This is a genomic window from Pseudaeromonas sp. HNCC25DJ180 (genome assembly GCF_055413345.1).
This window is the reverse complement of record NZ_JBVAYF010000016.1, coordinates 1-25153: the sequence shown is the minus strand read 5'-3', so window position 1 is coordinate 25153 and position 25153 is coordinate 1. Positions and strand designations below refer to the sequence as shown.

General features: G+C 57.4%; 18 protein-coding genes. 15 read left to right on the top strand and 3 right to left on the bottom strand.

Annotated elements, in window-relative coordinates:
* The first annotated feature begins 7 nt into the window (after positions 1 to 7).
* The 6 genes from ACZYTD_RS14650 to ACZYTD_RS14625 all read left to right on the top strand — a co-directional run bounded on the left by ACZYTD_RS14650 (position 8) and on the right by ACZYTD_RS14625 (position 7797).
* Positions 8 to 1708: an SWIM zinc finger family protein gene (locus ACZYTD_RS14650; RefSeq protein WP_463893118.1), complete on the top strand. Its 1701-nt coding sequence runs from the start codon at positions 8 to 10 to the stop codon at positions 1706 to 1708.
* Between the two features lie 595 nt (positions 1709 to 2303).
* The gene (gmk, locus tag ACZYTD_RS14645) at positions 2304 to 2933 is read left to right on the top strand and encodes a guanylate kinase (protein ID WP_463893116.1); all 630 of its coding nucleotides are present in this window, start codon (positions 2304 to 2306) and stop codon (positions 2931 to 2933) included.
* Between the two features lie 48 nt (positions 2934 to 2981).
* The gene (gene rpoZ, locus ACZYTD_RS14640) at positions 2982 to 3266 is read left to right on the top strand and encodes a DNA-directed RNA polymerase subunit omega (protein ID WP_463893114.1); all 285 of its coding nucleotides are present in this window, start codon (positions 2982 to 2984) and stop codon (positions 3264 to 3266) included.
* 142 nt (positions 3267 to 3408) lie between these two features.
* Complete coding sequence (gene spoT / locus ACZYTD_RS14635; RefSeq protein ID WP_463893113.1) at positions 3409 to 5532, top strand: bifunctional GTP diphosphokinase/guanosine-3',5'-bis pyrophosphate 3'-pyrophosphohydrolase; 2124 nt, start codon at positions 3409 to 3411, stop codon at positions 5530 to 5532.
* A 32-nt stretch (positions 5533 to 5564) separates the two neighbouring features.
* Complete coding sequence (gene trmH, locus ACZYTD_RS14630) at positions 5565 to 6302, top strand: tRNA (guanosine(18)-2'-O)-methyltransferase TrmH (RefSeq protein ID WP_463893111.1); 738 nt, start codon at positions 5565 to 5567, stop codon at positions 6300 to 6302.
* Between the two features lie 760 nt (positions 6303 to 7062).
* Positions 7063 to 7797 (top strand): DUF4145 domain-containing protein, encoded by a 735-nt coding sequence (locus ACZYTD_RS14625; protein ID WP_463893109.1) that lies wholly within the window; start codon positions 7063 to 7065, stop codon positions 7795 to 7797.
* A gap of 687 nt (positions 7798 to 8484) precedes the next feature.
* Here the strand turns inward: ACZYTD_RS14625 and ACZYTD_RS14620 are convergent.
* Together ACZYTD_RS14620 and ACZYTD_RS14615 are read right to left on the bottom strand one after the other, a co-directional pair.
* Positions 8485 to 9519, bottom strand: a complete 1035-nt coding sequence (locus ACZYTD_RS14620; protein ID WP_463893107.1) for an IS110 family RNA-guided transposase — start codon at positions 9517 to 9519, stop codon at positions 8485 to 8487.
* Positions 9520 to 10062: 543 nt separating this feature from the next.
* Positions 10063 to 11064 carry a transposase gene (locus ACZYTD_RS14615; RefSeq protein ID WP_463893106.1) on the bottom strand — a complete coding sequence of 334 codons (1002 nt, stop codon included), beginning with the start codon at positions 11062 to 11064 and terminating at the stop codon, positions 10063 to 10065.
* Positions 11065 to 11926: 862 nt separating this feature from the next.
* Here ACZYTD_RS14615 and ACZYTD_RS14610 point away from each other — a divergent pair.
* From ACZYTD_RS14610 to ACZYTD_RS14600, 3 genes are all read left to right on the top strand, one after another.
* Positions 11927 to 12991, top strand: a complete 1065-nt coding sequence (locus tag ACZYTD_RS14610; protein WP_463893105.1) for an alpha/beta fold hydrolase — start codon at positions 11927 to 11929, stop codon at positions 12989 to 12991.
* Between the two features lie 81 nt (positions 12992 to 13072).
* Positions 13073 to 13867 carry a Cof-type HAD-IIB family hydrolase gene (locus ACZYTD_RS14605; protein WP_463893104.1) on the top strand — a complete coding sequence of 265 codons (795 nt, stop codon included), beginning with the start codon at positions 13073 to 13075 and terminating at the stop codon, positions 13865 to 13867.
* 110 nt (positions 13868 to 13977) lie between these two features.
* Complete coding sequence (locus ACZYTD_RS14600; RefSeq protein ID WP_463893103.1) at positions 13978 to 15507, top strand: hypothetical protein; 1530 nt, start codon at positions 13978 to 13980, stop codon at positions 15505 to 15507.
* A gap of 70 nt (positions 15508 to 15577) precedes the next feature.
* Here ACZYTD_RS14600 and ACZYTD_RS14595 read toward each other — a convergent pair whose 3' ends face one another.
* Entirely contained in the window at positions 15578 to 16231 is a 654-nt protein-coding gene (locus tag ACZYTD_RS14595) for a glutathione S-transferase family protein (RefSeq protein ID WP_463893101.1), read from the bottom strand.
* A 284-nt stretch (positions 16232 to 16515) separates the two neighbouring features.
* On the opposite strand from ACZYTD_RS14595, the gene ACZYTD_RS14590 reads away from it, so the two are divergent.
* The 6 genes from ACZYTD_RS14590 (at position 16516) to ACZYTD_RS14565 (ending at position 24993) form a co-directional block, all read left to right on the top strand.
* Complete coding sequence (locus tag ACZYTD_RS14590) at positions 16516 to 19764, top strand: hypothetical protein (protein WP_463893099.1); 3249 nt, start codon at positions 16516 to 16518, stop codon at positions 19762 to 19764.
* Positions 19765 to 19819: 55 nt separating this feature from the next.
* Positions 19820 to 20368, top strand: coding sequence for a TlpA family protein disulfide reductase (locus tag ACZYTD_RS14585; RefSeq protein WP_463893098.1), 549 nt, complete (start codon positions 19820 to 19822; stop codon positions 20366 to 20368).
* Between the two features lie 183 nt (positions 20369 to 20551).
* On the top strand, positions 20552 to 20842 hold the full coding sequence (locus ACZYTD_RS14580) for a DUF4266 domain-containing protein (protein WP_463893097.1): 291 nt from the start codon (positions 20552 to 20554) through the stop codon (positions 20840 to 20842).
* Positions 20843 to 20895: 53 nt separating this feature from the next.
* Positions 20896 to 21648 (top strand): cytochrome c biogenesis CcdA family protein, encoded by a 753-nt coding sequence (locus tag ACZYTD_RS14575; RefSeq protein ID WP_463893096.1) that lies wholly within the window; start codon positions 20896 to 20898, stop codon positions 21646 to 21648.
* Complete coding sequence (locus ACZYTD_RS14570) at positions 21645 to 22922, top strand: DUF3570 domain-containing protein (RefSeq protein WP_463893094.1); 1278 nt, start codon at positions 21645 to 21647, stop codon at positions 22920 to 22922. Before ACZYTD_RS14575 ends, ACZYTD_RS14570 begins: the two co-directional genes overlap by 4 nt.
* A gap of 76 nt (positions 22923 to 22998) precedes the next feature.
* On the top strand, positions 22999 to 24993 hold the full coding sequence (locus ACZYTD_RS14565; protein WP_463893093.1) for a hypothetical protein: 1995 nt from the start codon (positions 22999 to 23001) through the stop codon (positions 24991 to 24993).
* Positions 24994 to 25153 lie beyond the last annotated feature (160 nt).

The window sequence follows — 25153 nt, the reverse complement described above, 5'->3', positions numbered from 1 at the left end:
AACCCTCATGACCTCAGCCTTTCCCCTCCCCGACCTGGGTAAACTCCTGGCGATAGCCGGTGAGGCCACCTTTGCCAAGGGGATGCTGCTGGCCAAGGCGGGGAACGTCCACCAGTTGGTATGGCAAGGAAATTGTGTCTCGTCTCGAGTGGCGGGCAGCCATGACTACCAGGTCACACTCAAGCTGGATGAGGAGGGGGTTTCCAGCAACTGCACCTGCCCGGCGGCCACCTATCAGGTGATGTGCAAGCACGCCGTCGCCACAGCGCTCGCCCTGATGGCCCAACAGGCACAGAAACCGGATGGGGATGAGAGTGAGCCAGAACGACTGCGCAACTTCTTTGCCAGCCAGGAGAAGGAGGCGCTGATCACCCTGCTACTCGAGGAGCTCGGTCGCGATGAGCGGCGCTGGCAACACTGGCTGCAACGGGCAGATCGCAGTGACCAGCCGGTCACTCAGGCTACGTTGACCACACAGATTGATCAGGCGCTGCCAGAGGAGAGTCTGTGGGCGTGGCGGGAGGTGGCAGACTACTTCGACGCAGCGGAAAAGCAGTTCGAGGCTATCTGGGAGGCACTGGAGCCACTGCCGGTAGAAGCCCAATGGGCACTGGTAGAACATGCCCTGTCGCGCCTCAACCAGGTGCTGGAGCAGTTAGATGACTCGGGCGGCCACCGCTTCATTATTGAAGGCGAGTTGAAGAGTCGCCTACCAAAACTATTCCGGCAACTGCCGTGGAGCGAACAGCAACAGGCCGACTGGCTATTCAAGCATCTGCTGGAGAAGCCTTTGGATGTCTTCCCATCCCTTTCCGACTTTGGTGTTGCCTGCCGTAACCCCAGCCTGCTGGCGCTGTGTGAACAGGCGCTGGAGCAACGGCTGGGCCAGGCCGACAGTTCGGAGCCGTGGTGGCAATGCCGACGCTATGCCGAGCCGCTGATCGCCGCCGCCAGAGCGAGTGGGCAGTGGCGCACCGAACTCTCCATCCAGTCACGACTCGCCCAGAACGTTCGCGACAGGCTCGATCTCTGCCAACTGTGCCTCGACAACCAGGAGCCACTGGATGGTGAGTATTGGCTGGCCAAGGCCCGCCAACAGGCGAGCCACCCCATAGATCATCTTCACTGCGATCGAATGGAGATCCGGCTGAGCGAGCAACTGGCAGACAAACCTCGGGCCTGGGCACTGGCCAACCGCCTCTTCGAGCAGCACCCCAGCTTTGCGGAGTTTCAGGAGTTGCGCCAACTGCAGCAGCGGCTGGCCTGGCCGGATGAGGGGTTGCTGGACCGGGTGGAGCAGGCGCTACAAGCGCTCTACCGTCCTGCCGATGGCGGCCCTCTCCGGCATGAAAGCGATGCCCTGCTCTGGTTCTATCTGGATCAGGGGCGCGAAGACGAGGCCTGTGACTGGGTCAAGGAGCGCCAGATCGGTGCCAACGCCCTGTTGACCCTGGCCGACCGGGTGCTACAGCGCCGCCCGTTGGATGCCCTCATCTACCACTTCCGGGTAACCGCCATTACGTTAGAGCAGGCCAACAACAGCGCCTACCAGCAGGCGGTTGCCCAGTTGCAACGGCTGGAGAAGGCCCTGCCTGCCGATGAGGCAATAAGAGCCCACTTCTTCCAGCAGGTAAACTCGCTAGCCAGGGAGCACAAACGCAAGCGCAACTTTATCCAACTGCTCGATACCCGCCTTCCCCGCTTCTGACGCGCCTTATCAGCAGACGACAAATCTTGGCAGCAACAAAGAAATAGACACAAGATAATCAATAAAACTGACGAGTGAAAAGCACCAAACCCTTCTTCGCAAGGGTTTTTCGTTTGGCGCCATCAGAAGTTGGCTAGAACGCTCACCCTCGGGGAGTTACGAAGAAAATCAGGCCCACGACTGAGTGGGGGTGGGCGTATGTTAGCTCGGTGAATGACGCCATCACGGCTCCTGCAACCTCCCGCGCCGAACACCAACGGTCACGGGTTTAAGTTGCATTCAGGTTACCAAGCCATGTGATTATTCGATTACTTTCAACTGGTTGTCTTTAATAAAGCTACCGAGCTGAGAAAATCGAAAGATTTGACAGGAATTACCGTCTGGTGATCCCTGCCAAGGCAGGCTAAAACTGGATCCGCGTGAAGGGCACTTCCGCAGCAAGCTACAGTTATTTCCGCCGGGCCCAGTGCCCGGTTTTTTTTATCCCTACGCCTCTGTTATCCTTAGCCGCCTTATCCCTTTCTCTCTATGGTCATAGCTGCAACGTGCGCCCAGACAAGCTGTCAGCGTTGCCTGCTTACTCAAAGGTTCTGATATGGCACATCTTGGCACCCTGTTTATCGTCTCCTCGCCCAGTGGCGCAGGCAAATCCAGCCTGCTCTCGGCCCTACTTGGCCGCCACAACGCCGACCAGCGCATGCAGGTCTCCGTTTCGCACACCACCCGCGCCATGCGCCCCGGCGAAGAGAACGGCATCCACTACCACTTTGTCGATCAGGCCGAGTTCCAGGCCCAGATAGCCCGTGGCGCCTTCTTCGAATGGGCCGAGGTGTTCGGTAACTACTATGGCACCTCCCGCGAAACCATAGCGCACTGCCTGGATCAGGGGATCGATGTGTTTCTGGACATCGACTGGCAGGGGGCGCGCCAGGTGCGTGAACTGCTGCCCGAGGCCCGCGCCATCTTCATTCTGCCCCCTAGCCTGCCCGTGCTGGAGCAGCGACTGCGCGGCCGCGGCCAGGATAGCGATGAGGTGATCCAGCATCGCATGAGCCAGGCAGTGGCCGAGATGAGCCACTATGCTGAATATGACTACCTCATCGTCAACGATGACTTCGAGGAGTCACTGCAACGTCTGGCCAGCATAGTTCTGGCCGAACGCAGCCGCCTTGGCGCCCAACGCCTGCGCCACGCCGACTTGCTGGATCGCCTACTGGCGGGCTGAGCAAAAAACAAGTACAATTTGGCGTCATTTTTTATCTCTGGAGTTCCCATGGCACGCGTTACCGTTGAAGATGCAGTAAAACAGGTTGGCAACCGCTTTGATCTGGTATTGATCGCCGCCCGCCGCGCGCGTCAGATCGCCGTTCAAGGCCGTGATCCTCTGGTTGACGAAGAGAATGACAAGCCGACTGTGATCGCGCTGCGCGAGATCGAGGAAGGTCTGATCTCCAACGAGTTTATGGATGCTCAGGATCGTCAGGACCTGCAGGAACAAGAAGCCGCCGAGATGGCTGCCGTCTCCGCCATGACAGATGGCCGCGGATTGATCCTCTAATCTCCTCCAGAACGGCACCTGCGGGTGCCGTCCTACCGTAACCCGATTTACAATCAGCGCAATTGGCAGCAAACTCAGGATCACATCCCGATCGGGAGCATCTGCTGCAGCCCGCAGTTGTTGAAGTGAGCCGGAGTAGGCCTTGTATCTGTTTCAAAGTCTTAAAGAGCTGGTCAGCAGTTACCTCCCCCCCGAGCAGGTGGAGCTGATACAACACGCCTATATCACGGCCCGCAATGCCCATGAGGGGCAGAGCCGCTCCAGTGGCGAACCCTATATCACCCATCCGGTGGCCGTGGCCCGCATCCTGGCCGACATGCGCCTGGATCATGAAACCCTGATGGCCGCCCTGCTGCACGATGTGATCGAGGATACCCCCATCACCAAGGAGCAGCTGGCTGAGCTCTATGGCGAAGCCGTGGCCGAGCTGGTCTCTGGCGTCTCCAAGCTGGACAAGCTGAAGTTCCGGGACCATAAAGAAGCCCAGGTCGAGAACTTCCGCAAGATGTTTCTGGCCATGGTGCAGGACATCCGCGTCATCCTCATCAAGCTGGCCGACCGCACCCATAACATGCGCACGCTAGGCTCATTGCGCCCGGACAAGCGCCGCCGTATCGCCCGGGAAACCCTGGAGATCTTTGCCCCCATAGCCAATCGGCTGGGCATTCACACCATCAAGACCGAGCTGGAAGAGCTGGGCTTCGAAGCCCTCTACCCCATGCGCTCCCGCGTGATACGCGAGGCAGTGAAGCGCGCCCGTGGCAACCGCAAGGATGCCATCGATGGTGTGAAAACCGAGATGCTCGGCCGCCTGGCAGATGCCCACATCGAGGCCGAGGTGAAGGGGCGGGAGAAACACCTCTTCTCCATCTACAACAAGATGGTGAAGAAGGAGGTGCAGTTCCACGAGGTGATGGATATCTATGCCTTTCGAGTCATAGTCAAAGATATCGATACCTGCTATCGAGTGCTGGGCCAGATGCACACCCTCTACAAGCCCAGACCCGGTCGCTTCAAGGATTACATCGCCATCCCCAAGACCAACGGCTATCAGTCGTTGCACACCTCGCTGATCGGCCCGCGCGGCATGCCGGTGGAGGTGCAGATCCGTACCGAGTTTATGGATCAGATGGCCGACAAGGGGGTCGCCGCCCACTGGGCTTACAAACAGGCAGGGGAGAGTGTCGGCACCACGGCTCAGTTGCGCGCCCAACGCTGGATGAAGAGTCTGCTGGAGTTGCAACAGAGCGCCGGCAGCTCCTTCGAATTTATCGAGAGTGTGAAAACCGATCTCTTCCCAGATGAAATTTACGTTTTCACCCCCGATGGCCGCATCCTGGAGCTGCCCACCGGCGCCACACCCGTGGACTTCGCCTATGCGGTGCATACTGACGTAGGCCATGCCTGTGTCGGCGCCCGAGTCGATCGTCAGCCCTATCCCTTGAGCCGCGCCCTCAGCTCAGGCCAGACCATAGAGATCATCACGGCGCCCAATGCCCGGCCCAACGCCGCCTGGCTCAACTTCGTCGTCACCTCTCGGGCCCGCACCAAGATCCGCCAATTTTTGAAGAATCTGCGCTCGGAAGAGTCCATTGTGCTGGGCCGTCGTCTGCTGGGCCACGCCCTGGGCGGCAAGCGCCTGGAGGAAATAGCGCCGGATAACATCAAGAAGGTGCTGCTGGATACCAAACACGAGACCCTGGACGGCCTGCTGGCCGACATAGGCCTCGGCAACGCCATGAGCGTGGTGATAGCCCGCCGTCTGCTGGGGAATGTGGAAGAGCTTAACCTGGAGCACACCCTGCCCCAGCATGTACGCAAACTGCCCATCAAGGGAGCCGACGGCATGCTGGTCACTTTCGCCAACTGTTGTCGTCCCATACCAGGTGACCCCATAGTCGCCCACATCAGCCCCGGCAAGGGGTTGGTGGTACACTTGGAGAGCTGCCCCAACATCCGCAGTTACAACAAAGAACCTGACAAGTACTTGCCGGTGCAGTGGGATCTGGAAGTCTCCATTGAACATGAGTTCCGCACCAGCATCCAGATCGAGGTGATCAATCACCAGGGCGTCCTGGCCCAACTGGCCAACACTATAGCCGCCACCGGTGCCAACATTCAGGGCATCACCACAGAAGAGAAGGACGCCCGGGTCTACCAGGTGAACCTGCTCATCACCACCAAGAGCCGGATCCACCTGGCCGATGTGATGCGCAAGATCCGGGTAATGGCCGATGTGCTGCGCGTCAGCCGCAGCCGGCAATGACTCAGCGCCAACCGAACTTAAGATAGAGAGCCATGAATCCCGAACGCTTCGCGCGCATTCAGCGCATGCTGGCCATGCGCCAACCCGATCTGACCGTCTGCCTGGAAGAGGTGCACAAACCCCACAATCTGGCGGCCATGATCCGTACCTGCGATGCCGTGGGCGTGCATGACGTGCATGCGGTCTGGCCCGAGAGCATGCGCATGAACAACCATGCCGCCAAGGGGAGCCAATATTGGGTCAAGATCAACCGGCACGAGACCCTGAATGAGGCGCTAGGCACCTTGCGTCAGCAGGGGATGCAGATCCTCGCCACCCATCTGTCGGAGCGGGCCGTGGATTTTCGCGAGATCGACTACACCCGCCCCACCGCCATACTGTTCGGTGCCGAGAAGCACGGCATCAGCCAAGAAGCCCTGGCCCTGGCCGATCAGGAGATCATCATTCCCATGGTGGGCATGGCCCAATCGCTGAATGTCTCGGTGGCCAGCGCCCTCATCCTCTACGAGGCCCAGCGCCAACGTCAGCTGGCCGGACTCTATCAACAGCGCTGCCGTCTCTCCCAGCGCGAGCAGGATCGTCTGCTCTTCGAGCGGGGTTACCCGGTACTGGCCCGAGTCTGCAAAATGAAGCACCTGCCCTACCCCGCCATCACCCCAGAGGGGGAAGTAGAGGCCGATGAAGCCTGGTGGCAGCAGATGCAAATGAGCCATAGCGCCTGGAAAGCGATGGAACGTCAGGACGATGCAGAAGAGAACGACGAGGAATAGGCGCTGAAAACGTAATCACATGAAAAGAAACGTTTTCATGAAAAATAAAAGTTGATCCACTTCACAAGCTGGCTAGTATCGAAAGTGATGAAGGTCACGAAAGCCACGAGGTGAGATATGAAAAACATCTATAAAAGTCTGACTACCCTGCTCGCCGGCAAGAACGAAGAACACTACGCCCCCGCTACCCGCGAGTACTTCTTCCGCTACGAGCGCTAATCCTTCCCCCCTCTTCTATCAGGCCGCTTATGCGGCCTGAATTGTTTTTGGCATTCCCCATACCCTTGCGTTAGTGAGCTTGTCTCCGTTCACGTTCGTGGTGAGCCTGTCCCGTTCGTGGTGAGCTTGTCGAACCATAAGCCAGAAAAATCTAACCACCTGATTTTAAAGATATTCCCCTCCCATTCGACAAGCTCAGGGCGAACGCAGAGGTGGTACGAGACTCACGAGTCATCATCGCCCTCAAGCCCCCAGCAGAACAAAAATAATCCCCAATCCAGTAAGGGATTTTCAACTGAGCCCAAGGCGCGTAGCATGGAGACTCAATGATGCCAGCTGTCAGAGTCGGCAACCGGCGTGCACGCAATGACACTGCCCGGCGGTAGCCATGCCAATGCTCAGGCAAAGGAGGCACAACCCGTCAGGTTCATGGCAGAGGGATGATTCCCCGCTGCAGACAACCATTACAGACTAAGCCGCACAAGTCTTCTTATGTGGATTTGTTTCGGATAAGAAATTGTTAGGCTTCAAAGGATAGCGCATGGATGATGATCTTTTTTACCTAAACCAACGATTTCGTGAAGTACTATATTTCGATTCAAAGACAAATATAAAATGTCCTCATTGTAAAAAGTCAAATCTAATTTTGCATAAAAAAGATATGCGATTTCATGAAACAAATGCGTCAAAAGAAAATCACTATGAGAGCTGGTTTGATATAGAAAATACCATTTTCCAATTTACAGTATTTTTAGAGTGCCCTTATTGTAAAGATTACACCATCGCAACAGGTGAAGGCTCATACGAGATTTTTAAATATATTGAAAGTGACCGTGAAGAGTGTTGCGAAGTATTCCGACCACAATATTTCATTCCAACAATAGAGTTATTAGAAATACCAACTAACTGTCCCAAACATATTGCGTGGCACATTCGTAGCTCGTTTAAATTAGCATGGGCAGATGAATCCGCAGCAGGCAATAAACTCAGAGTGGCAATAGAAGCACTGTTAGACACATTAATTGAAAATAAAAATTTAAAACTACACAACAAAATCGAATCACTCGATGACAAATACACGCCCATAAAGGAGTATTTACTTACAATAAAATGGTTAGGCAATGATGCCAGTCACGAGTCTTCTTTGCGTGAACATGATTTAGCCTTTGCCTATAAAATACTTGAACAGGTATTAGCTTTTCTTTTTAATGATAAGTCGAAGTTGGATTTCCTATCTGCGAAAATTAATAAAAACAAGGGTCGTAGGTTGGACTGAATGAAATGAAGCCCATACATGGACGCCTCCCATTTGCACAAGGTTTTTCTCGTAGATAGCGACATAAGTTAAAAAGGACACCAATCTCAAACCGGCGCTACAGGTAGAGATCCTTCCAGCATCACTCGGCCTGAGCAGTAATAAAGATATTCAATGACTGGTTGTAACAGCTACAGACGTCTTTCGCGGGTAAAACGGTGAGCAAGTTAAAAAGGACATATATGGTCACCTCGCTGGATGCAAGGCCAAAATCCTGATTGCTATGTAGTAGCCAAGTGGTTTTTTATGGGTCGTTACATAATGCCCCCTTGTCTCGTAATGCATCTGGCAACTGATGATTGACGGTCTTACGACATATATCCGGCATCACATATATGGTCACCTCGCTGGATGCAAGGCCAAAATCCTGATTGCTATGTAGTAGCCAAGTGGTTTTTTATGGGTCGTTACATAATGCCCCCTTGTCTCGTAATGCATCTGGCAACTGATGATTGACGGTCTTACGACATATATCCGGCATCACACTGTTGTGTCTGCCCTGATGAGTTCCAATTTGAAGTCTTACCCGCCTTGGCACCCACAAGGCCTCGAAGGCCAGTGTCCTATCAGGTTCCAGGTAAGACGTATCCGTTTAACTCATCATTGCCATTACCGCTTTACGTTGACTTCGGGTTATTAACTCTTGGTTTATTTCACTGCCTGACAGGCTTTCGTGATATCGAATTCTTGTCTTGTTGTCAGGACGGCCCAGACGATCCGAGCCAGTTTATTGGCCAGAGCCACGGTTACCTTGCAACTGTGTTTGCGCGCCTTGAGCTGCTGCAACCACTTGCTTAGGCCGTCCTCTTTGTTCTCGCACCAGTTCAATACCGCTCTGGCTCCGTGGATCAGCAAACGCCTCAGGCCCTCGTTCCCTCGTTTGCTGATACTGCCCAGCCGATTAACCAGACCGCTGCTGTATTGTGTTGGCGTCAGCCCTAGCCAGGCCGCAAATTGCCTGCCATTACGAAAATCGGTTATCTCGTTAACGGAGGCCATGATCGCCGCCGCAACAATTGGCCCGACGCCAGGGATACTTTGCAGTACCTTGAAGACCTCATCATGGCTGATGAGGGCAATCAGCTCATGGGTAAGCGCTTCAAGCTCCTGATCCTGTTGCAACCATCTATCGTGCCAGCGTTTTAACAAGCTGCGGATAGTAGTGGTCAGGCCATTCTCGGCATCCTCCAACAGCGCGGGTAACGCTTGCTGTAACTGGGCCAAGCCCTGGGCCACAATGACTCCATATTCAGCCAGAAAACCGCGAGTCTGGTTTATCAACGCAGTCCGCTCCTTGATAAGCAGTTCTCGGGCTCGCAACAGGCTTTGAATATCTTGCTGGTGTAATCCCTTGACGCGTAACAGCTGTACCCGGGGGCGCTGGGCAGCTTCACCGATGGCAATTGCATCATTGCTGTCATTTTTGTTGCCAACCAACATGGCTTTGACGACACGAGCCGAAACCAGTCGGGTATCGTGGCCGAGTTTGGCAATTTCCCGGCCCCAGTAGTTAGCGCTGTAACAAGCCTCCATGACAACGCGGGTTGGCTCGCACTGGCGCAAGGTATCCAGCAGCTGGGCTCGTTTTACGCGTTTGTTAAAGGCAACGGTATTGTCATCGCGGAATGCCGCTACCTGAAAGACGGTTTTTGCCAGATCGATAGTGATAAGTTTATAGTGCATGACGGTCACCTCGAGTCGAGTTTGAACACCTCATCATGGCACATTGCGATGCCGGGCCGAGGTGACCATCTCATCACCCACCTCAAACCGGCGCGACAGGTAGAGACCCTTCCAGCATTACCCGGCCTGAGCGGTAATAAAGATGTTCAATGACTGGTAACAACAACCGCTACACACGTCTTTCGCGGGTAAAACGGTGAGGACGGCCCAGGGGCAGTGAAGAGCGCATAAGCTTCTGATCAATGGATCGAGATAAGTGAGCTGGTGGCCTTACTGTTGTGCGGTCGGCCTGAGTAAAACAGTTAAAAAGGACACCCACCTTAATTAATTAAAGCAACACAAAATAGACACCAATCTCAAACCGGCGCTACAAGTAGAGATCCTTCCTGCATCACTCGGCCTGAGCAGTAATAAAGATGTTCAATGACTGGTAACAACAACCGCTACACACGTCTTTCGCGGGTAAAACGGTGAGGACGGCCAGGGGCAGTGAAGAGCGCATAAGCGTCTGATCAATGGCTCGAGATAAGTGAGCGGGTGGTCTTACTGTAGTGCGGTCGGCCTTAGCAAACTGCCTCTGACATTCTGTCGGTTCGTGAGTTTGGCATGATCTGCCGCGCCGGTGACCAGCCCAATCACAGTGCCGCGTGATAGCTGCTTTATCGCCAATTGAGACAGGAAGCTGCGGCTATCAATCCCCAGACGAGACATGATAGGCGGAATATCAGCAGCAATAGCACCTCGCTTATCTTCACGCCTTGCTCTTCCCGTCCAATCCAGCAGTTGCAGGTAATCATTCAAGGTACAGGGCAAGCTCATTGGCTCGGAAGTTGTGGTGGCAAACGGCAGCAACCAGGGGTGGTTTGCTTCGGGCTGGCCTGTCGTGCCATTTGTTTCAGCCAGCCGTTTATGTTCCACCAAGCGTTGGTGGATGGAGACATCTGCCGACTCTTCCGGTGTGGAAACCAGGCAGGCGCGCAGTGGATTGAGGTCTACATAAACCATGCAGGCCAGCAAACCGGGATCATCCAGTATGGCTTGGGATTTAAAACGCCCCTCCCAGAATCGCCCCTTGCAACCATCTTCAAGGTTGGCCTCCCGCGCTATGTATTCATTCAGACAGCGCATATACCAGGAGACATCCGTCAAGCGTTGACGCCACAGGGCGACCAACTTTTCTGCCACCTCGGTTTCGCCTTCTTGCGCGTTGCCTTGCTGCCAGCGCTCGACAATCGCAGGGATGCGGAACAGTCGGCTCCAGCGGGAGATGACCTCGTGGGCAGTCAAAGATAATGCCTTGTTCTGGTTGATATTAACGACAAGATGGTAGTGATTGGACATCACAGCATACGAGAACAATTCTATGGTGAAGATCTCAGCCAGCAGGGCCAACCGCGCCAATATCCAGCCCTTGCGGTGGCTGTAATCCTTGCCGGTCACGGCATCTTCACCACACAGAAAGGCTCGGCGCACACAGCGACCGATGCAGTGGTAGTAAGGTGTGGATGCAGGGCAGATCAGTTGGCTGCGAGGTAGGGTCATCATCTACTCCAACAGAACCATCATGACCAAAGCGTAGATACTGTTTTTACATACAGCAAGTCAAAGTGGCTGTCCTGCTCGTGCTGCTCGTGTTGTGATGGAAATGACGTGCAAAGGACACCCCAATTCGTGCGCCAGCTACTCCAACAGAACCATCATGACCAAAGCGTAGATACTGTTTTTTACATACAGAAAGTCGAAGTGGCTGTCCTGCTCGTCGGTCCCTGCTCGTCGGCTGTCCTTTTTCTTATAATATTCTGCGCAAATCGTTGCATGTCAGCTGGAGCACTTTGTCTATGCCCTGCATGGGCATGAAATTGATGGTGTGCCATTCCTCCGTAGGAAGACCCTTCGGCTTTCTGGCCCAGGCTAACGACTGGCAAATGGCAAGGGCTAATCCGCGAGCTGCCCTCTGAAGAGAGCTGGAACGTCAAAGACATGCAAATGGTAAGGCGTGCTTTATCGGGCCGCGAATGCGTGGTCGATGAGAGGTGTTGTGATGGAAATGACGAGCAAAGAACGCCCCAATTCGTGCGCCAGCTGTTGCCTTCACCCGGTAAACATTGAGCTCAGTCATTCGTGGATTCATGCGTACGAATACGCTTCGCTATTCGTACCTACAGTGACTAATTTACTGATTTTAAAGAGTTTACCCTCCCATTCAACAAGATCAGAGCGAACTCAGAGATGGTGCGAGACGAATGAGTCATCATCGCCCTCAAGCCCCCCAGTAGAACAAAAGCCACGCAACCCAGACGGCCCCTCCAGCCGACTACTGTATACGCAGGGTGAGAAGAGATATGACGTTCATCGCATTTTTCTTTTATAATTCGCCCTCATTCCTGTGCTCATTGAGGCTGTTTCCATGTTTATTCGAGCCCAGCTGAGCTTGCTGTTGCTTCTTTTCCTGACTGGTAGATCCCTGGCCATGGACAACCCCTATCATCTGCTCCGCACCGCCGAGTTACCCGACTTCTATCAGCAGACTTTGCCTCCGTTCTGGCAGCAGAATGCCCAGCCTGGCGAGTTTATGGGTGTGGGAGAGGTGCCCATCCGTTACGTGGCCCTGCGCAACCCCGTCAGCCATAGAGCCATAGTGCTGGTCAATGGTCGCATCGAGAGCTATATCAAGTACCAGGAGCTGGCGTATGAGCTCTATCGGCAGGGCTACAGTGTCTATCTCTATGATCACCGGGGACAAGGCTTCTCCGGCCGCATGCTGAGTGACCCCCACAAGGGATACATTGAGCAGTTCAGCGACTACACCACAGATCTCAAGCGCTTCCACGATCAAGTGGTCATGCCCGATCAACCTAACCAGCTCTATCTGCTGACCCACTCCATGGGCGGCACCATAGCCCTCGACTACCTGGGCAAGTATCCGGACGATTTCCGGGCCGCCGCCCTCTGTGCCCCCATGCTGGGCATTCAGTTGGGAGCCATGCCCACTTGGCTGGCCAAACTCATCACCTGGATCATGGAGTGGAGTACCCGGTTACTGGGTCTGGAATCCCCCTATGCCCCGACGCAGGGGCGCTATGATCCCGTGCCCTTTGCCAACAATGAACTGACCCATGATGTGGTGCGCTATGAGCGCTTCCGCCAGGTCTACCGAGACTTTCCGGAAGTGCAGCTCGGCGGCGCCACAGCCCGCTGGCTCAACCTGGCGCTCTACGCCACAGAGCAGCTGCGAACCCAGGCTCCCCGCATTACCACCCCCCTGCTGATCCTGCAGGCGCAAGCGGATACCGTCGTACGCAACGATAGCCAGGATGAGTACTGCCTGGCGCTGGCCGCAACCCATCATCCCTGCGATGGCGGCAAGCCCAAGGTGATCGCGGGAGCACGCCATGAACTGCTAAACGAAAGTGATGAATTCCGTATGCAAGCCCTGGAAGCTACGTTTGAATTCTTCGATAGAAACCAATAACTTTCGAATGAAGAAAGCATTTTCAGCGCGCGGCGGAATTGGCTAGACTTAAGACTTGGCATCCCGCGTTTCTGAGGGCTTATGTATAAAGTCGTTGTCTCCGATCTTGATGGTACCCTGCTGAATAACCAGCATCAGGTCTCCCCCCATACCCGCCGCACCCTGCATCACCTGACAGAGCGCGGCATTCGCTTTATTGTCGCCACCGGTCGCCATCATGTGGATGTGCGCGGCATTCGAGATGCACTGGGGCTGGAGATCTACCTCATCACGGCCAACGGTGCCGTCGTCCACGACAAGCAGGATCTCTGCATCTACAACCAAACCATTCCCCCAGAGCTGGCCCAGGAACTGGTGGAGATTGAACGCCTGCCGGATATCGCCCTGCACGTCTATCAAGGGGATCACTGGCTGGTCGAGGCCGAAAGCCCCGAGCTGCTGGCCTATCACCAGGAGTCCGGCTTCGGTTATCAGATAGTCGATCTGGTGGCGCACCCCAAAGAGCAGATCAACAAGATCTTCTACGTGGGCGAGCATGAGGATCTGCTGGAGCTGGAGCATCGCCTGCTCTCCTATTACGGCGATCGCCTCAGCATCGCCTTCTCGACTCCCACCTGCTTGGAAACCATGCAGAAAGGGGTCAATAAGGGCAACGCAGTAAAAGCGGTACTGGAGCAAAACGGCTTTCAACTGAACGAGGCGGTGGCCTTCGGCGATGGCATGAATGACCTGGAGATGCTCACCATGGTCGGACACGGGGTGGTGATGGGGAATGCCCACTCCCGCCTGAAGAACGCCCTGCCCACCCACCCACAAACGCTGACCAATGATGAGGATGGCGTAGCCGACTACCTCAACCAGCTATTTGGTGAATAACTCAGCTCACCACCCGACTCAGGTTGGGTGGCGTTTTCCCTGGATTCAGGCAGACTGTGTAGAATATGGCCTATCCATTTGGTTGGGCCCAACCTATTCAAGGAGTTGCCATGTTCCTGCGTTATGGCGCCATAGTGCTGAGTCTCGGTCTGCCCCTGGGGCTGACCGCCTGCAGCTCGACGTCATCCGAACCCTCTCCCGCCGCAACCCAAGTTAGCAACGAACTGAGCCGTCCCGGCGTCGCCCTGTTTCGCGGCATTCTGAGCGGCCAGGGGGATACCGCTACCTTCACCCCTTGTGACAGCAAGCAGAGCTGGCGCTTCAGCGCCGATCCAGGATTCTGGCAACGCTGGCAGGATCTGGGCAATCCCAAGCAACTCTATGCACAAGTGGAAGGCAAGCTCACCCTGGCTCAGGAGCGGGGCGCCCCCATCACACTCACGCTCAACCAAGTTGACCATCTGACCCCGGATCTGCAGAGCTGCCAGCGGGATACCAACTTTGCCTTTCGCGCCTTCGGTCATGAGCCCGAGTGGAACCTTACGCTGCAGGGCGAAACCGCCCTCTACAGCACGCCGGGAGGCAGCCAGACCTATAGCCTCAAATCCAACCAGCAGGAGGCCAATGGCGTACTAACCCTGAGTCTGACCAGCCTGGAAGGCGACGATGCCGAGCTCATCTTTACACCGACCCTCTGCCAAGAGAGCCAGGCCAACCAGATCTGGGGCTATGAGGTGAAACTCAAACAGGGGGAAAACCAGCTGCTCGGCTGCGGTGAACGAGGCCGCCCGCTGGCCGATGTGATGCCACCGCTACAGTGGTATGGCATCTCGGCTCAGATGAAGGCCCAGGTCGGCTTGACCCTGACGGAAGATCATCTGGCCAACCTCAGCTACTACCGCGATAGCGGCCCCAAGGTGGAGTACGCTGGCGTCTGGCAACCGACGCCACAAGGGCTGGAGTTGTTGTTTAATCAGCGCAACGGCTGGGGGGTCAGCGAGCAGATCCCTTTCACCCGTGACGGGCAACAGCTCAGCGCCAAGTATCGCAAGATCAATGGCGCCCAGGCCTACTTCGATGAGCCGTTGCTGCTGCGTCCTGGCACTCCGGCCCTGCCGGTGGCGCCCCAGGATCAGAGCAGCGCCCATGCCAGCGGCAGCGAGACCCCGACGCGAGCCGCCTTCACTCCGGTCGTGTTGCAGGCCAGCCTTCAGGAGGATGGTGCGGTGAAACAGGCGCTGCTGGATTACTTTGCCATCAACAAGAGCAATCCGGATGGCGTCCAGTATCGCTACCTCACCTACGATCTAAATGACGACAACTACCCGGACGCCCTGGTACAGATGAACTGGTGCGACAAGAGTGGGTGTGTCTGGCTGCTGTTCCAGGGGTCGGTAGATGGGTATCGTTTTCTGGGCCGCATTGAAGGGATGCAGGGGCCCATCCTGATCTCCCCGAATACCACGCAAGGGTGGCACAATCTGGTGGTTCAGTCCGGCTTCCAGCAGTGGAGCAAATTGCTCTTTGATGGCGTCAGCTACCCCATCACCCTGAGCGGCACCCCGACCACAGAGGCACCGGCCAGCAACAGCCACAGTCAGCTGCGGTTCGACACCAGCAACTGGTTAATTCTCAAGTAAGCGGTCACCACCAGACAAAAATGGCGCCATAAGGCGCCATTTTTTTTTGCAAATACGCTGGATTGCACCGTTACTCCAGACCGACTTCCGAACTGGCCAGCGTCAGCTCATCTTGGCAGGCCAGAGCCCAGCTGATCAGCGCCGGATCCTCGAACACGGTCACCAGATAGTCGGCCAACAGCGGTGGCACCGCCACCCCATAGGTGCGAAACCGCGACACCGCGGGGGCAAACATGGCATCGGCTATGCTCCAGCGCCCAAACAACCAGGGCCCCTCCACCCCATACTCCAGCCGACAGCTCTGCCATAGGGCTATGATGCGGGCGATATCGGCTTCCAGAGCCGGCGTCGGCATCACCTTGCGCCCCATGGCCCGCATATTCATGGGCATCTGCTGACGCAGAGCCAAAAAGCCAGAGTGCATCTCGGCCGAGACCGACCTGGCCTTGGCGCGGGCCAGGGGCGAACTGGGCCAGAGCCCCGGCACCAACTCGGCTAGATATTCCGCTATGGCCAACGAATCCCAAATGACGGTCTCACCCACAATCAAAGCCGGCACTCTGCCACTGGGCGAAAACCGCGCCACATGCTGCTTAAACGCCGGAGAGCCGAGATCGAGCGAAATCTCCGAAAACTCCAGGCCACTGTGCTTGGCCACCAGCCAACCACGCAAAGACCAGGAGGAGTAGTTCTTATTACCTATGACCAGTTTCAATGCCGACATGGCGCTCTCCCGCGAGATGACATAAGCGCATCACTACAGTCTGTGACCCTTAGCTAAGAGTCGCACTCTGGCACGCCTACAAAAGCAGCATTAGGCTGCCAGATCAGCATGGCGCAATCGCACTCATATGGCAATGGTGCTCACGCCCTCTTGCTTCAACTCCCCCCTGGCTAAACCTCATTAACACCGAGAGCAAGCAAAATTAATCCATAGATGACATTGACTCTCATTTGCATAAACATCAATCTATCGAGAATGGTTATCATTACATGGAGATTTTCCCGATGGATCTGTTTTTCAAACGACGCCTGCTGGCCTCCTTGCTACTAACCACCCTCTACGGTTGCGGAGGTAGTGGCGGCGACACAACCACCGCAACCACCCCAGGCGATAGCTCATCTAACAGTGGCAGTACAAACAGTGGTAACTCAGGTAGTAACGGTTCCGGCACCACAACCAGCAGTTACAACTATCTGGCCTGTATCGATAGCAATCTGGATGGCGTCTGCAACCCCAATGAAAAACCCCAGCGTATCAGCAGTAACTCAGCCTATGGGGTGTCAGATCTGGATCTGGGCAGCAATGCCGGGGGCTACCCGCTGCTGCTTAACGCCGATAGCCAGAGCCGCAGCAGCTCCCAAGCCGCCGCAACCCTGGTGCTGACCGCCCCAGCGGGAAGTACCGAGATCAATGCCAGCACCAGTTATCTGCTCAATGAGCGGCTCTTCAACCCGGACACCAGCTCCACACCATTGAGCCTGAGCCAAGCAGAGCAGCAAGCCCTGGCCGATGCCATTGCCGTCGCCGTGGCACAATATCCGGATGCCAATCGCTACCAGCTCATCGCCGCTCTCAGTAACAAGCTGACGTTGGATCGTAATCAGCTCACCAGCACCATGACACTCAGCGCCGAGGAGATTGCCGCCGCCGACAGTAGCAGCCAGTTGGCCAGCAAGATCAGCACCACACTCAATAGCAAGCAGAGCATAGGTTGGGATCTGTTCCAGGCCGATGCACTGGACGCAACCGATCAACGGGTCAATGGCATAGTGGTCGCTGGGAGTCGCGCCCTGGTCACCAGCCAATGGCACAACGGCCTGACCCTGGTGGAGTTTGGTGATGAGAGCAGCAAGCTGCTGGCCCACACCCCCTTTGCCGGTTATGCCCAGTCGGGACACCATCCGGATGCCTACTCTGGTGCCAGCGAAATTGCCATCAAGGAAGCCGTGACCACAGGCAGCGATGACCAGGCCCGGTTGCTGGTGCTGGTCAGCCGTGGCAGCAAGAGCCGCCCAGATGATGATGAATCCTACGGCATCTTCGCCCTGAGTTCGGCGCTGTTGCAGCAAAGCGGCGAACTCTGGCCCTATGGCCAGGGCCTCTCTCCGGACGGCGTCACCACACCAGAAGGGGTCACCCGTTTTGCCACCGATGGCAACTACACGGACCTGGCCCTCAGCGCCGACAAGCGCAGCGTGCTGGCCTATGACGCCTCCGCCTTGCAGCTCAAACAATTCACCCTAAGCGGTGAACAGTCTGACACAGCGATCGATCTTGCCAGCGAGAAATACCTCTCCATGGCAGTCAGCGGCACGGGACAACTCTTCATTTCTCTCGACGCAGTGACAGGCAGCCACGGCCCCCAGATCCGCATCTACAATCTGGCCGATCTGCACGCCGCGCCCAGCACAGTGGAGCTGAGCGTTCCTGCCGACCAGATCTATGTGCAAAATAACGAACTGACCTTGGTAGATGTGGGCGGCACCAAGGTGGCCCGCTACCAGCTGGCCTCGGGCACCCTGACCGAACGGGATCTGGGCGTCACCATCAGCCGTTCGGCCATCTCGCCGGATGGTTCACTTCTGGCCATCAATAGCAGCAGCAAGATCATGCTGTTACCTCTGGGCGAGCGTTTCAATCGCGATGTCGATGCCACCCTGACGCTGACGGCCACCCCCAGAGCCATTGCCCTGCTCGATAACCAGCGCCTGCTGGTCTCCCTCAGCGGTCAGTATGGCCTGAGCGTCTATCAGTTGCAGAGTCAGCCGGTCAACGCCAGCAGCCAACTCAGTAATGCCCTGGCCAACCTGCAGAGCAATGCTGCCGAGCTGCTCAACCATGGCCTGCCGTTAAATGCTGGTTTCTATAACTTCTCCCTGCAGGCCAGCTATGCCCCCTACTCCACCGTCTCCATCGGCTGGAGCAGCGAGCTGGCAGCCCTCTCCACCGCCACCGAGAGCCTTGGCCAAGTCACACGCGGCAGCGAAGAGGTGAGTGGCACCCTGACCGCGACCGCCAGTAAGTTGTTCCGCGGCCAGACCATACAGGCCAAGCTGGAGTTACCTGTCACGGTACGGGCGCAACCTGCCACCCTGAGTGCGCAAACCCCGCTGACACTGAGCGGTGATCACCTAAGCCGCAGCTTTGATACCCTGCTCGCCTCCAGCACCGGAGATCGCCTGCTGGCGCTGGGCAGTAAAGGATGGGCTCTGTTTGACACGCAAGCCACGCAACCCAGCTTCCTGATTGGTCAGGATGGCACAGGCACCGCCACCACCCAGACCCTGCTCTCCCTCGATGGCAGCGCCTATCTGAGTTCGAGCCTGGTAGGTGGCGTCTTGAAGGGCGATGATGAGGCCATCGTTGCCGTAGACACCCGCTACGACGGCCAGGGCGTCGCCACCAAAGAGGGCGCCCTGTTACGTCTGGATCTGGGTAGCTCAGCTCTGGGTGACCAGTTAGCCGATGTGCTGGAAACCCTGCCGCTCTCGGGAACTGTCACCGGCCTGGCCCAGAGCCAGGATGGCAGCCTGATCGCCATTGCCCTGAGCAAGACCCTGGCCGATGGCACAGTGGAAGCGTGGGCCTCAGTCCGTCCGCTGGCCGACCTCAGCCAGGAGCAGATTCTGCCGCTGGACAAGAGCTACAGCTATCTGGCGGTCAGTAACGATGGCAAGCGCCTCTACGGCTATACCAGTGCCAGCGAGATGAACGCCACCACAGGACTCAACGAGACGGTCCGCCGCATCAACCTCTTCCTGACCGATGCGCCCAAGGTGGACGGTAACGGCTTGCCTCAGGCCAGTGCGACACAAAGGGTGGAGGCTAACAACTACCGGATGGCCTACTACGACCAGACCCTCTACGCCGCTGACTACAACGGTAACTTGAACCTGTTCGCCGCCGATCTGGGGAGCAAGGTGAGCATCAGTTATCCCCATGATGCCTCACTGGCCAGTTATGTGACCGGCTACGGCAGCTACAACGGCACCGACACCAGCAGTAACCGAGGTCGGGTCTACAGCCTGGCCATTCGCGAGCAGGCAGGAAAACGCTATGCCTATCTCTGGCATAACCAGCGTGGCCTGGATGTGCTGGATGTGACCCTCCCCGAGCAGAGTCGCACTGTGCAGTGGTTGCCCATGAGCAGCGCCTACCGTGGCGCCATCTCGGCCGATGGTAGCCGGGCCTTCGTGGCTGGTTACAGCTCCAAGGTCAGCAACAGCCTGGTCTCTCTCACCTTACCCCAATAACCCGATGGACTCCGGTGGCGGTCTCCGCCACCGGCCTTAGCCAAGGAGTCACTCCATGAATTACGTACTCATGCTACGCGGCCTGCTGCTGGGCGCTCTGGCCTGTTTCAGCCTCAATACCCAGGCCTATCAAGTCGGCGATACGGTCGATCCCGACCTGATCCAGGCGCTGAAGATCGATAACCAGCAAATCACGCTGGTGGACTTCTTTGCCTCCTGGTGTACCTCCTGCAAGAAGGAGCTGCCTGAGCTCAATGGCCTGCGCGAGGAACTGGCCGCGCAACAGGTCGCCATCATCGGCATAGATACCGACAAGGACGTGGAAAAAGGGATCGCCTTCCAGCAGAAGCTGGGGTTGCAATTTCCCATCACCAACGATGCGGATCAGCAGATAGTTCGCCGCTTCCAGCCCATGGGCATGCCGGCACTCTTCTATCTCCATCAGGGCAAGGTGGTGCAACTGCGTCTGGGCGCCATGCCGCATATCGCTGGACAAATCCGGAGGGATATCCAGCACTACGTCAACCCTAAACGACAGGGCGCCATGCTCCATCACGTCGCTGAACAAATCCGGAGGGACATCCATGCACTACGCCAACCCTAAGCAGATGCACAGATCCGGAGGGACATCCATCCACGATACCCACAGCGCCAACCCTAAGCGACTGGGCGCCATGCGCCATCACGTCAGCGATCAGATCCGGAGGGATATCCATGCACTACGTCAACCCTAAACGACTGGGCGCCATGCTCCATCACGTCGCTGAACAAATCCGGAGGGATATCCATGCACTACGCCAACCCTAAGCAGATGCACAAATCCGGAGGGACATCCATCCACGATACCCACAGCGCCAACCCTAAGCGACTGGGCGCACTACTGCTGCTGGGCGGCCTGCTGCTGGGCGGTTGTGCCCCCAGTCAGGTGATGCCCTGGGAAAAAGGCACCCTGGCGGACGAGGTGATGAAACCCGGTGGCCCAGCCAGCCTGAAGAAGATTAACGACCACGTCTACACCTCCAAAGAGGCCGCCAAGGGCGGTGGGGGTGTGGGTGGTGGTGGCTGCGGCTGCAGCTGACGGACATAGCCAGGAGAGCCTGGCGCAACCCAATTTTCACGGAGAGAACTTTTATGAATGTTACCTTTACCATAGCGTTACTGGGAGGGCTGCTCACCTTCCTTTCCCCTTGCGTCCTGCCCCTGCTGCCTGTCTATCTGGCCTATATGACGGGCACCCAGCTGCAAGGCGAGCCAACCAGCCAGACCCAGCGCAGACGCGCCCTCTTCAGCGCCTTGGCCTTCGTCTTCGGTTTTACCCTGAGCTTTGTGCTCATCGGCATGGTGCTGTTTAGCCTGGTGGCCGAGGTACGCAGCGCCGGCTGGTTCAGCAAGTTCGCCGGTGTCGTGCTCATAGTGCTGGGCCTGCATACCATGGGGCTGTTCAGGATCCGCTGGTTGATGCAGGAGAAACGCTCACAACGCACCATCAGCAATACCGCCACCCTGCTCGGCTCCCTGCTGATGGGGGTCGCCTTCGCCGTGGGCTGGTCGCCCTGCATCGGCCCCATCCTCTCCGGCATTCTGGCCATGGCCTCTACCTCCGAGAGCACGCTGCGGGCCGCCATGCTGATGACCACCTATTCACTGGGGCTGGGCATCCCCTTCATTCTGGCGGCGCTGCTCACCGAGCGGATGCTGAAACTAACCCAGCGCCTCAAACGCCACCTGGGGCTCATTGAGAAGATCAGCGGTGGCATGATACTGCTCATCGGGGTGGGCCTGCTGTTTATCTCCCTGGATCAGCTCTCGCTCTGGTTTGTAGAGCAGATGCCCTGGCTGGAGCATCTGTTGTCCGTCGAAGACAAGATGCTGGGAGGTCAATGATGGCCCATACCGTCAAACGTCGGGATGGCCAGCGTCATCGGCTGGTCACCCTGCTCACCCTGGCCTCGGCCAGTGCCCTGGTGCCGCTGGCCCAGGCCAGTGATGAACATGTGAGTCTGGATGTGATGCGCTATCAGGAGAGCGACGACCGCATGGGCGTCAGCTACGGCGCCCTGGATCTGCTCAAGGATTTCGGCACCGACTACACCCTGAATCTGGGTTTCACCTACGACACCCTCTCCGGTGGATCTCCCAGCTGGGATAGTGTCAGCGGGGCCTCCTCCCTAACCACCTCGGATACCAGCTCGGGCGCCTCCCCCTGCAATGACCAGACCGGCAGCTACTATGATACCTGCCGCAATACCCGGGATAGCGAGCTGCTGGGTGACGGCCAGACCAGCACAGATGGTTTCGTCTATCACAAGGTGCAGATGGACGATACCCGCAAGGCCATCTATGGCGCCCTGACCACCCGCACCGAGGCGCGCAGCGAGATCACCACGGGGGCCGCCTTCTCCACCGAGAGCGATTTCCACAGCATGGAGGGCTCAGTGGATTATCTCTTCTATCTGGATGAGCTGAAAAACCGGGCCATCAATGTGGGCGCCTCCTACCAGAGCAACGAGGCCTACTTCTACCGGGACGATACGTGGCGCGACTCCCATGTGCTCAACAGCCAGATAGGCTGGACCGAGGTCTATTCACCGACCCTGCTCAGCCAGTTGCGCCTCTTCTACCTCAAGGAGAGTGGCGAGCTCTCCAACCCCTACAGCCTGGTGATCCGCAAGGTCAATGTGATGCTGGACAGCAGCGACGGCGCCTACTTCAAGTACTACCTGGCACCGGACGACAGGCCGGATGAGCGTAATCTGGGCGGCGTCAATCTGGATCTGGTCAAGCAGCTCTATCCCCTCACCCTGCATGGCACTTATCGCTACTATCACGACGACTGGGGTATCGATGCTCACACCCTGGATAGCGTCCTCTTCTATGAGCTAGAGAGCGGCTGGCGCCTGACCGGCGGCCTGCGTTTTTACGATCAGAGCGAGGCGCTCTTCTACAAGGGGTACGATCAGGAGGACTACTACTTCGACGAGCAGGGGTACGCCACCGCCGATGAGCGCCTCAGCGCCTTTAGCAGCGTCACCTACAAACTGGGCGCCGAAACCCCCTTCTACGGCGACTGGAAGTGGCGCGTCAATCTGGCAACCCAGCATCAGACCACGGGTCTGGATATGAGCTGGCTGACCCTGGGGGTGACCTATGCCCTATAAACCTATGCCCTATAAACCTACGCCCTGTCACCCATCGAGCACCACTACGTTCACTAACATGGAGTCCTTTCGCACCATGCGTACCCTATTGGCCAGTAAGGAGGTGCTGCCACGCCTCAGTATCATCTGCCTGAGCCTGTGGCTGGCCGGTTGCAACGGCGATGAGATCGCCGCCCAACGCTGCACCGCCCCCGCCGATCCCGCCCAGCTCGACTGTCGCAGCAACTCGGGCGACACCGGCGGCAGTGGCGATGACAGCAGCAACAGTGGTGGGGATCAGGGCAGTACAGACGGCGGTAGCGGAGGCAGCACAGATGGTGGCGGCACCACTGACGGCTCTGGCAGCAGTGGCACTACCGTAGTCACCACGCTCAAGGGGGTGGTGATCGGTGCCGGTAACCAGCCCCTGGCCAGCAGCACTGTCTGTTTCGATCTCAATGACGATGGCCTCTGCAGCACAGAGCTGGAGCCCTATACCACCACCACCAGTGACGGCAGCTTCAGCTTCGGCGAGAGCGCGGTGCAGCGGGGTTATGGCTCCACCCTGCGGGCCGAAGCCAGAAACGGTTCGCAACTGAACTACACCCTTGCCGCCCTCACACCGCCACAGGCAGCCATCAAGGCCAGTGACGGTGTGCTCTCCCTGGCCATTACCCCCTTCTCGACCCTGTTGGCCAGTGAGGTGGAGTTCAATCCCGCCACGATCCAGCAGACCGAGCAGGCCCGCACTGCCCTGCTGGCTCTCTTACCCCAGGTTCAGGCCAACTGGCTCGACAGTCAGGCGCCGCTCACGGAGTGGGATGAGAGTGGCAAGCGCTGTGCCTCGGCACTGGTGGATGGCTTTATCGCCGCCCAGGCCGGCACCGGCTCGCTGGCCGCCATTGCTGCGGTCACCGATCAGGTGGCAAGTCAGAAGCGTTGTCAGGTCACGGTCAGCAGCGAGCAGATCCAGAGTCAACAGCGCTTCTTCACCCCGGCAAGCATGACACTCGGCGAGAGCCTGAGCTGGCCCATCGAGTATAAGGATGAATACAGCCTGGGACTCTACGCCAACAGCCAATATGGCCTGGTCTACAGCAAGTTCCACAACCGGCTTGTCAGTCTGGATCTGACCAGCGGCACACCCAGCCTGCTCGATGGCGCCCAATTTGCCCATGTCACCGGCGCTCAGCATGCCATTGATGGGGTGACCGGCGCCTCGGAGCAACTGCTTGATGCCGTGGTGCTGAGCCAGGATAGCCACACCCTGTTTGCCACCGTCAAGCTGGCCGGCGACAACCCGGGCAACACGGTCGGCATCTACCGGGGCGATAGCAGTGACATGGCTAACCTGCCGATCCGCACCGCCGCCAACTTTGTCGCGGGCAGCGAGTTCTACCCCTATCCCAAGGTGCGCTGCACCGCCTTGTCGGCCGATGGCAGCCGGTTGGCCACGGGTGGAGAGGACAACCAGATCCATCTGCTCAACAGTGCCGACCTGAGTGAGCTGGCCACACTCAATCTCGGCGGAGTGGTGCGCTCTGTGGCCTTTAACCAGGATGGACGGACGCTCTATGCCGGTATTGCCAAGAATGGCACCCAGAGTGCGGCCATAGTGGTGCTCGCCGTCAGTGACAGCACAGTGACCGAGCTGGCGCGCTATGCCGAAAGCGCCACCCCCATTCAGCTGTTGCCACTTCACTCCGGCACCGCCCTGGCCTATGTGCTCTCGGCCTCGACCCGCTACGGGGTACTGGATGTCACCACCCCCGCCAAGCCGACGCTGTTGCACAGCTATCAGGCCGGTGGCAAGGTGACGGCACTGACCGAAACCCCGGATGGCCAGGCCCTGCTGGTGGCCACCAACAATCGTCTGGTAGAGCGGGTCGATGCCCGTACCCTGCAGGGGACACCCGCGCCCGTGCGGGTCGCCAGCCTGACACTGGCCCCCAATGCCATTGCCGCCCCCAAGGCAAACGCATGGCTGGTGGGGGTGAAGAACGGGCTGCAACCGGTCCAGTATCAGGCCAGCCAGATCCGGAGCCTGGATGCGGCAGCACTGGCCAGCTGGCAAAGCAGTCATAGACCCTGAGCAAGTGGCAGAGCAAGTGGCAGAGCAAGGACCCTAATGCAGGTTAAGCAGTTCAAGCGAGAGACACTCTCTCGCCTTTGCTGACTGGCATTAGAGGTGGGTTTTGCTCTTGGGCCCCAAAAGCTAGAGCCACCCCCTCCCGGCCTCCCCCTTGTCAGGG

What these genes read in the sequence shown, in the direction of transcription:
- gmk (WP_463893116.1), top strand. Translation starts at nt 2,304, where the DNA reads ATGGCACATCTTGGCACCCTGTTTATCGTCTCCTCGCCCAGTGGCGCA.
- trmH (WP_463893111.1), top strand. Translation starts at nt 5,565, where the DNA reads ATGAATCCCGAACGCTTCGCGCGCATTCAGCGCATGCTGGCCATGCGC.
- ACZYTD_RS14565 (WP_463893093.1), top strand. Translation starts at nt 22,999, where the DNA reads ATGCGTACCCTATTGGCCAGTAAGGAGGTGCTGCCACGCCTCAGTATC.
- ACZYTD_RS14625 (WP_463893109.1), top strand. Translation starts at nt 7,063, where the DNA reads ATGGATGATGATCTTTTTTACCTAAACCAACGATTTCGTGAAGTACTA.
- ACZYTD_RS14575 (WP_463893096.1), top strand. Translation starts at nt 20,896, where the DNA reads ATGAATGTTACCTTTACCATAGCGTTACTGGGAGGGCTGCTCACCTTC.
- ACZYTD_RS14580 (WP_463893097.1), top strand. Translation starts at nt 20,552, where the DNA reads ATGCACTACGCCAACCCTAAGCAGATGCACAAATCCGGAGGGACATCC.
- ACZYTD_RS14605 (WP_463893104.1), top strand. Translation starts at nt 13,073, where the DNA reads ATGTATAAAGTCGTTGTCTCCGATCTTGATGGTACCCTGCTGAATAAC.
- ACZYTD_RS14570 (WP_463893094.1), top strand. Translation starts at nt 21,645, where the DNA reads ATGATGGCCCATACCGTCAAACGTCGGGATGGCCAGCGTCATCGGCTG.
- ACZYTD_RS14590 (WP_463893099.1), top strand. Translation starts at nt 16,516, where the DNA reads ATGGATCTGTTTTTCAAACGACGCCTGCTGGCCTCCTTGCTACTAACC.
- ACZYTD_RS14595 (WP_463893101.1), bottom strand. Translation starts at nt 16,231, where the DNA reads ATGTCGGCATTGAAACTGGTCATAGGTAATAAGAACTACTCCTCCTGG.
- ACZYTD_RS14600 (WP_463893103.1), top strand. Translation starts at nt 13,978, where the DNA reads ATGTTCCTGCGTTATGGCGCCATAGTGCTGAGTCTCGGTCTGCCCCTG.
- ACZYTD_RS14585 (WP_463893098.1), top strand. Translation starts at nt 19,820, where the DNA reads ATGAATTACGTACTCATGCTACGCGGCCTGCTGCTGGGCGCTCTGGCC.
- rpoZ (WP_463893114.1), top strand. Translation starts at nt 2,982, where the DNA reads ATGGCACGCGTTACCGTTGAAGATGCAGTAAAACAGGTTGGCAACCGC.
- ACZYTD_RS14650 (WP_463893118.1), top strand. Translation starts at nt 8, where the DNA reads ATGACCTCAGCCTTTCCCCTCCCCGACCTGGGTAAACTCCTGGCGATA.
- ACZYTD_RS14615 (WP_463893106.1), bottom strand. Translation starts at nt 11,064, where the DNA reads ATGATGACCCTACCTCGCAGCCAACTGATCTGCCCTGCATCCACACCT.
- ACZYTD_RS14620 (WP_463893107.1), bottom strand. Translation starts at nt 9,519, where the DNA reads ATGCACTATAAACTTATCACTATCGATCTGGCAAAAACCGTCTTTCAG.
- ACZYTD_RS14610 (WP_463893105.1), top strand. Translation starts at nt 11,927, where the DNA reads ATGTTTATTCGAGCCCAGCTGAGCTTGCTGTTGCTTCTTTTCCTGACT.